Origin of the sequence: Microvirga sp. KLBC 81 (assembly GCF_003075415.1) — a bacterium.
Lineage (GTDB): Bacteria > Pseudomonadota > Alphaproteobacteria > Rhizobiales > Beijerinckiaceae > Microvirga.
The window spans coordinates 23,554-29,734 of record NZ_QDAH01000059.1; the positions used below are offsets into that span (position 1 = coordinate 23,554).

Annotated in this window: 6 protein-coding genes and 1 pseudogene; 3 read left to right on the forward strand and 4 right to left on the reverse strand. The window is 58.9% G+C overall.

What is annotated here, in order from left to right:
- Nucleotides 1–3 precede the first annotated feature (3 nt).
- From DC522_RS24930 to DC522_RS24945, 4 genes are read right to left on the reverse strand one after another with little or no spacing between them, the layout of a single operon-like run.
- Nucleotides 4–804 carry an ABC transporter permease gene (locus tag DC522_RS24930; RefSeq protein WP_116531300.1) on the reverse strand — a complete coding sequence of 267 codons (801 nt, stop codon included), beginning with the start codon at nucleotides 802–804 and terminating at the stop codon, nucleotides 4–6.
- Entirely contained in the window at nucleotides 801–1,661 is an 861-nt protein-coding gene (locus tag DC522_RS24935; protein ID WP_116531301.1) for an ABC transporter permease, read from the reverse strand. The genes DC522_RS24930 and DC522_RS24935 overlap by 4 nt, the downstream gene beginning before the upstream one ends.
- Nucleotides 1,661–2,713 carry an ABC transporter ATP-binding protein gene (locus DC522_RS24940; protein WP_116531302.1) on the reverse strand — a complete coding sequence of 351 codons (1,053 nt, stop codon included), beginning with the start codon at nucleotides 2,711–2,713 and terminating at the stop codon, nucleotides 1,661–1,663. Before DC522_RS24940 ends, DC522_RS24935 begins: the two co-directional genes overlap by 1 nt.
- 37 nt (nucleotides 2,714–2,750) lie before the next feature.
- Nucleotides 2,751–3,794, reverse strand: a complete 1,044-nt coding sequence (locus tag DC522_RS24945) for an ABC transporter substrate-binding protein (RefSeq protein ID WP_165820298.1) — start codon at nucleotides 3,792–3,794, stop codon at nucleotides 2,751–2,753.
- 123 nt (nucleotides 3,795–3,917) lie between these two features.
- Here DC522_RS24945 and DC522_RS24950 point away from each other — a divergent pair, with 123 nt between their 5' ends.
- The 3 genes and pseudogenes from DC522_RS24950 to DC522_RS24960 all read left to right on the forward strand — a co-directional run bounded on the left by DC522_RS24950 (nucleotide 3,918) and on the right by DC522_RS24960 (nucleotide 5,996).
- A complete protein-coding gene (locus DC522_RS24950; RefSeq protein ID WP_245444499.1) occupies nucleotides 3,918–4,826 on the forward strand; it encodes a LysR family transcriptional regulator in 909 nt (302 codons plus the stop codon).
- Nucleotides 4,827–4,959: 133 nt separating this feature from the next.
- Nucleotides 4,960–5,653 (forward strand): annotated as a pseudogene (locus DC522_RS24955) (IS6 family transposase).
- Complete coding sequence (locus DC522_RS24960) at nucleotides 5,598–5,996, forward strand: sensor histidine kinase (RefSeq protein WP_165820296.1); 399 nt, start codon at nucleotides 5,598–5,600, stop codon at nucleotides 5,994–5,996. Before DC522_RS24955 ends, DC522_RS24960 begins: the two are co-directional and overlap by 56 nt.
- Nucleotides 5,997–6,181: the final 185 nt, after the last annotated feature.

Sequence of the window (6,181 nt, forward strand, 5' to 3'; positions counted from 1 at the left end):
GTTCTAGCTCTTGGCGCTCCCGAGGAAGAGACGATCGAGGCCGAACAGTCGATCGAGCACGATCATCACGACCGCTGTCATCAGAATCAGGGACGCCGAGACGGAGCTGACGAGCGGATCGATGTTGTCCTGAATGTACAGGAACAACCGGACAGGGAGCGTTGTGGTCGACGGCGAGGCGATAAACACGGTCATGGTCACCTCGTCGAATGAGTTGATAAAGGCCAACACCCATCCTGACACCACCCCAGGCATGATGAGCGGCAGTGTCACACGGCGGAAGGTGACGAACGAGTTGGCGCCAAGGGATATGGCGGCATGCTCGATACGCTGATCGATTCCGTAGGAGGCCGCCAGCACCAGGCGCAAGGCGAACGGCAGGACCACGATGATATGACTCAGGATCAATCCCAGGAAAGAGCCACTCAAGCCGATCTGCGAGAAGAACCGGAGGAATGCAATGCCAAGAACAACGTGTGGGATCATCAACGGCGACAGAAACAATGCCGTGATGGCTTCTCGCCCAAGAAAGCGATAGCGGGCGATCGCCAGAGCCGCCGGGACTGCAAGCCCTATCGCAATTGTCGATGAAAGCGCAGCAAGCCACAGACTGTCCCGGAAGGCCCGGAGAAACTCCGGATAATTCCAAATGGCTTTGAACCACCGGAGGCTGAACCCCTTCGTGGGCAGCGACAGATAACCTTCTGGAGTGAAGGCCACCGCACACACCACAACGATCGGCGCGAGGATGAATATGACGAAGATTGCATGAAAGGCCAGAGCCAGAGGACCGTTGCGGCTCATTCGAACACCTGTGCGTAGCGCCGTTCGATCAGGCGGTTTGATCCGACAATGATGGCAACGAGCGCAACGAGGAGGATCATCGCAATCGCCGCGCCGAGGGGCCAGTTCAGCGTGTTAAGGAACTCGTCATACGCCAGAGTGGCCGCGACCTTCAAACGCCGCCCTCCGATGATCGCGGGCGTCGCGAAAGCGCTTGCGGCGAGCGCGAACACGATCACCGAACCCGAGAGGATTCCAGGGATGATTTGGGGCAGGACCACCCGTCGCCAAACTGTAAACGCGGGGGCTCCGAGCGACATCGCGGCATTTTCAACGTCGGAGTTGAGACGCTGCAGGGCCGCCATCACTGCCAGAACCATGAAGGGGACTAGAACGTGCGTGAGTGCAATGATCACGCCGGTTTCAGTGAACATCAAATCGACCGGCTCGCGCGTGAGCCCCAGCGTGAGCAACGCTTGGCCGATCAATCCGGTCGACCCGAACAAAAGAGCCCATCCCAATGTCCGGGCGACCACGGATATGAGCAGCGGCCCAATGACAACCAGGAGAAACACACCTCGCCACCGGGGCGTCATTCGGTTCAGGATATAGGCTTCGGGTACGCCGATCAGGACGGCGATCAGTGTGACGAACAACGCGATCCGCAATGTTCGACCAAAGATCTCGTAATAGTAATCATCGACGAGGACTTCGTGCCAGTTCTTGACAGTGAACTCGGCAACGATCCCTTTGTACTGCCCCCAATCGTAGAACGAGAGGAGTGCCGTCATCACGAGCGGCGCGATCACAAGGCCGATGAAGACGAGGAGGGCCGGACCGCTGAGGAGCAGCGGGGCGAGCTTAGGGTTCGCCGTCATCACATCGCTCCTGAGGTTGCGATCAGAACATCGTTCTCACCCCAAGCCAGACGAACATTTTCACCCTCCGACGGCACCGCCACACCATCGTTTTGACGAAGAACAATAAGAGCGCCAAGCTCCGTTTCAATGTGGAACAGCCAATGCGTCCCTTGAAAAACCCGCGTGTGAACGCGACCTTGCACGCCAGGCGCCGGATCATCAACAAATGCAATCCGCTCCGGGCGAACAGTTACGGTCACTGCTCCGGACAGGGATCGGTCCGGGACCGGCAGACGAAAGCCCGCCATGTCCACAACCTGTCGGTTGCCCTCGTTCACCACTTTTGCCGAAAGAACATTCGTTTTGCCAAGGAAGTTTGCGACGAATGCGCTGGCTGGCCGGGCATAGGCCTCGTCCGGTTGCGCGATTTGCTCGACCCGCCCCTTGTTCATGATCACGATCCGGTCCGACAAAGCCATGGCCTCGCCCTGATCATGCGTTACCAGAATTGTCGTCGTCCCAACGGAACGCTGAATGGTCCGAAGCTCGGTTTGCATCTCCTCCCGCAGCTTGGCGTCGAGATTGGAGAGGGGCTCATCCAGCAGCAGGATCGCAGGTTGAATCACCAACGCGCGGGCTAGCGCCACACGCTGCTGTTGACCGCCCGACATCCGGCGTGGGTACCGGTCAGCCATTCCCGTCAGACCGACGAGATCGAGGGCCTGGTTGACACGCTGCTCGCGCTCGGCGCGAGGCACGCCCCGCATCTCGAGGCCGAAAGCCACGTTCTCCGCGACTGTCACATGCGGAAACAGGGCATAGCTTTGAAACACGACTCCGAGCCCACGTTTGTTGGGCCGGACGCCAAAGAGATCGGTGCCGTCGAGCATTGCACGACCTGAGGTTGGCTCGACAAACCCTGCGATCATCTGCAAGGTGGTGGTCTTGCCACAACCAGACGGTCCGAGGAGCGAGATGAACTCACCCCTCACGACCGTCAGGTCGAGAGCGTCGACGGCCAACACGTTGCCGTAAGCCTTGGTCAGCCGTTCGAGCGCCAGATAGGACATCGGTCAAATCCTTTTGAAGATAAGGTCCGGAGCGTGTTTACCGCTCGATCTCGCGGGTCCAGCGCTTGTTCCAGTCTTCGCGGTGCTGGTTGACAACATCCCAGTCGACGGCCCGCAGGTTCTTTGCCTGCTCCCCGTAAGGGACGCCCTTCTGCTCGTCGGGTGAGAGCGTTACGGTCTGGTTGACAGGCCCGAAGCCAGCGCTCTTAGCCAGAATGCGCTGCACCTCTGGGGAAACCAGGTACTGCACGAAAGCCTGAGCTTCCTTGTTGTTCTTCGATCCCGCAATCGTGCAGGCTGCGGTGCCAAGCGCGATCCCGCCCTCCTTCGGGTAGACGAACTCCGCCGGGAAGCCCGTATCGGCCAGCGCCTTCGCGCGCCCTGATCCCCAGACTGCAATTACAGCCTGTCCGTTCTGGAACAATTCCGTCATTTTCGCGGGCGACGGCTCATAGGCCAGCACGTTCGGGCCGATCTCGTTTTTGAAAGCCTGGAAGCCGGGCTCGATGTTCGTCTCACCGCCGCCATTCAGGGCAGCCTCGGCAATAAGAGCATGCACCCCATAGGTATTGTTCAGTGGGGGAACCACAAGCTTCTTTTTGAACTTGGGATCCTTCAGGTCCGCCCATGACGTAGGGGCGGCCCACTTGTTTTCTTCAAAAGCTTTCTTGTTATACATGAGCCCCGTCGCGACGAGGCCGACGCCGATAGCCTTATTCGACTTGAACTTCACGACCGGATAGACGTCCTTGTAGACATCAGCTGGTTCCAGGTCCCCGCAGAATCCAAGCGCCACAGCCTGATAGGCGGGTCCATCGTCAACCACAATTACGTCGATTTGCTGATTGCCACGCTGCGCTTGGAGTTTGGCCAATGTATCTGTCGAGTTGCCAGCAACGTACTCGATTTTGACACCGTGCTTGGCCTCGAACGGTGGAATGATTTCCTTGCGAACCGCCTGTTCGAAGGAGCCGCCGTAAGAAGCAAAATACAGAACTTTTTGCTGAGCCTGGGCTTGGCTCATTGCGAGCACGCTGATCCCGGCAAGGCACACAGCGCGTGCCACACTCTTCCTCGTCATTTTATTCTCCCCTCCGCGCCTGGAACGATCTTTTGCGGATACTTGCCAGGGTTCCAGAGCACGTTCATAACGTCAAATCAGAAGTTCGCATGCGTCCATGCTAAATCCTTATGGAGAAGCTCGTTGCCCAATATTAACCTCCGCCAAGTGGAAGCCTTCCGGGCTGTCATGCTGACGGGCGGCATGACCGCCGCCGCCGAACTGCTCGGGATCACGCAACCGGCGGTTAGCCGGCTGGTGCGGGAATTTGAGACTTCCTCCGGTTTGTCCTTGTTCGAGCGTCGGGGAAACCAAATTACGCCAACACCCGACGCCGTGACGCTTCTGGCCGAGGTTGAACGCTCGTTCGCCGGCCTCTCGCGGATCGCTGATCTGGCCCAAGCCATCCGAGCCCAAGCGGCCGGAAGTCTCCGCATTGCCGCTCTCCCTGCCCTGGCCTCCGGTGCGCTGCCACGATTTCTTGGACAGTTCTTGAGGGATCGCCCGCAGGTCCATGCATCAGTTCTTGGAATGCCATCTCACCTCGTGGTCGAGGCGGTCGCTGCGGGCCAAGCAGAATTCGGCTATGCAGCCGGCCCCCTTGAGAGGCCCGGCTTTTTGGTCGACCCAATTCCGTCTGCGGCCGTTGTTGTACTTCCCAAAGGCCACAGGCTCGAAAGCCATTCGATCATTCAGCCACGAGATCTTGCTGGCGAGCGTCTCATCGGGATAGCGTCCGGAACTTTGTTTCGGTCCAGGATCGATACTGCACTGGCCGGAATCGACCACAGCACATTCATCGAAACGCCCTTGTCCTATACGGCTTGTGTTCTTGTGGCAGAGGGTGCGGGAGTGAGCATCGTCGATGCGTTTTCCGCCGGCGAATTCATCGATCGGGGCGTTGTCGTGCGCTCATTTAAACCTTGGATTGAGAGCGGGATTGTCCAACTCAGGTCGCGCCAGCGCCCGCTGACGCCCTTGGCGCATTCCTTTATCGAGACGTTCACGGTGTTCCTTTCAGCGGCTGCAACCCAGCACATCGGAGAGCAATAAGTTCGGTCTCGTGATGTTGTATGTCTAAGCAGTGACTTTCCCGAACGGGTCGAATTCAGTCCTTAAGCGACGTTCCAGAAACTTTCGCTTGGAGCGTGAGAACAGATTTTTGAGCTCGGTAGCGGAGGACGCGATGTTTAAGGGCAGGCACTTTGATCGTTCGGTGATCCTGCTCTGCGTCCGGTGGTGCTTGGCCTACAATCTGAGCCTCCGAAACCTCGAGGAGATGATGGCTGAACGAGGCATCTCCGTCGATCATGCGACCGTTCACAGATGGTTCATTCGTTACTTGCCGGAGCTTCTCGATAGATTCAACCAACGCAAGCGGCCTGTCAGTCGAGGATGGATGTCAATGAAACTTGTATCAGAGTTCGAGGCGAGTGGCGGTACCTGTATCGTGCCATCGACAACAACGGCGACACGGTTGAGTACCGGTTCAGTGAGCGGCGCAATCTGACGGCTGCCAGGCGCTTCCTCTTCCGAGCGTTGAAGCGGCATGGCCGTCCGGAGCGAATTGTCATTGATGGTAGCCGAACCAACCGCGAAGCGATCCTGTCCTGCGACACGACGGATCCGCTGCAAGAAAGGCACAAGCTGAAACCGATCCGAATCCGGCAGAGCCACTGCCCGATAATAATCGCATTGAGCAAGACCATCGGGCCATCAAGAGGCGGGCCCGGCCGATGCTTGGATTCAAGTCCAAGGGCAGTGCTAGGGCGATCCTGAGCGGCGTCGAAATGGTGCACATGTTCCGCAAAGGACAGGCGAAGTATGCCTGTAATTCGAACCTCTCGCTTGCAGACCAGTTCGAGCTACTGGCCGCGTGAGCGTACCGCGAGGAATCTACTACTTCCTCGCTCCATCTCTGGATTTGCGACACAGCCGGCCATGGCGCTGCACGAACTGGCCACCGACGCTGTCAAGTACGGGGCGCCGTCGACTGCCTATGGCACAGTCGATCTCACCTGGACGGTGGATCGTCATGGCACCCCGCCGCACCTTAAGCTGCGCTGGACCGAGACGGACGGGCCGCCGGTCGAGCCGCCCCGCCGCCGCGGCTTTGGCACCCGGATGATCGAGCGCAGCCTGGCCCAGGATCTCGGCGGCGAGGCGCGCATCGAGTTTGCCCCGGCGGGGGTGGCCTGCACGGTCGACACCCCCGTGGTCTAGGAAGTTGACACCATCGGATAGCCTCCCTTGTCCTTGGGGAACTTCTCGTCATCTGTGAGCATGGAAGCCTAGCGGGCCAGAAGAGCGCTGCCGGATGAGAGGAAATGCCCAAGCCCGAGCGTTGCTTCCGCGCCTCTTGCCCGCCATGCCATGGCTTACATTCTTGCGGGAGGTCGCGGTTCCAG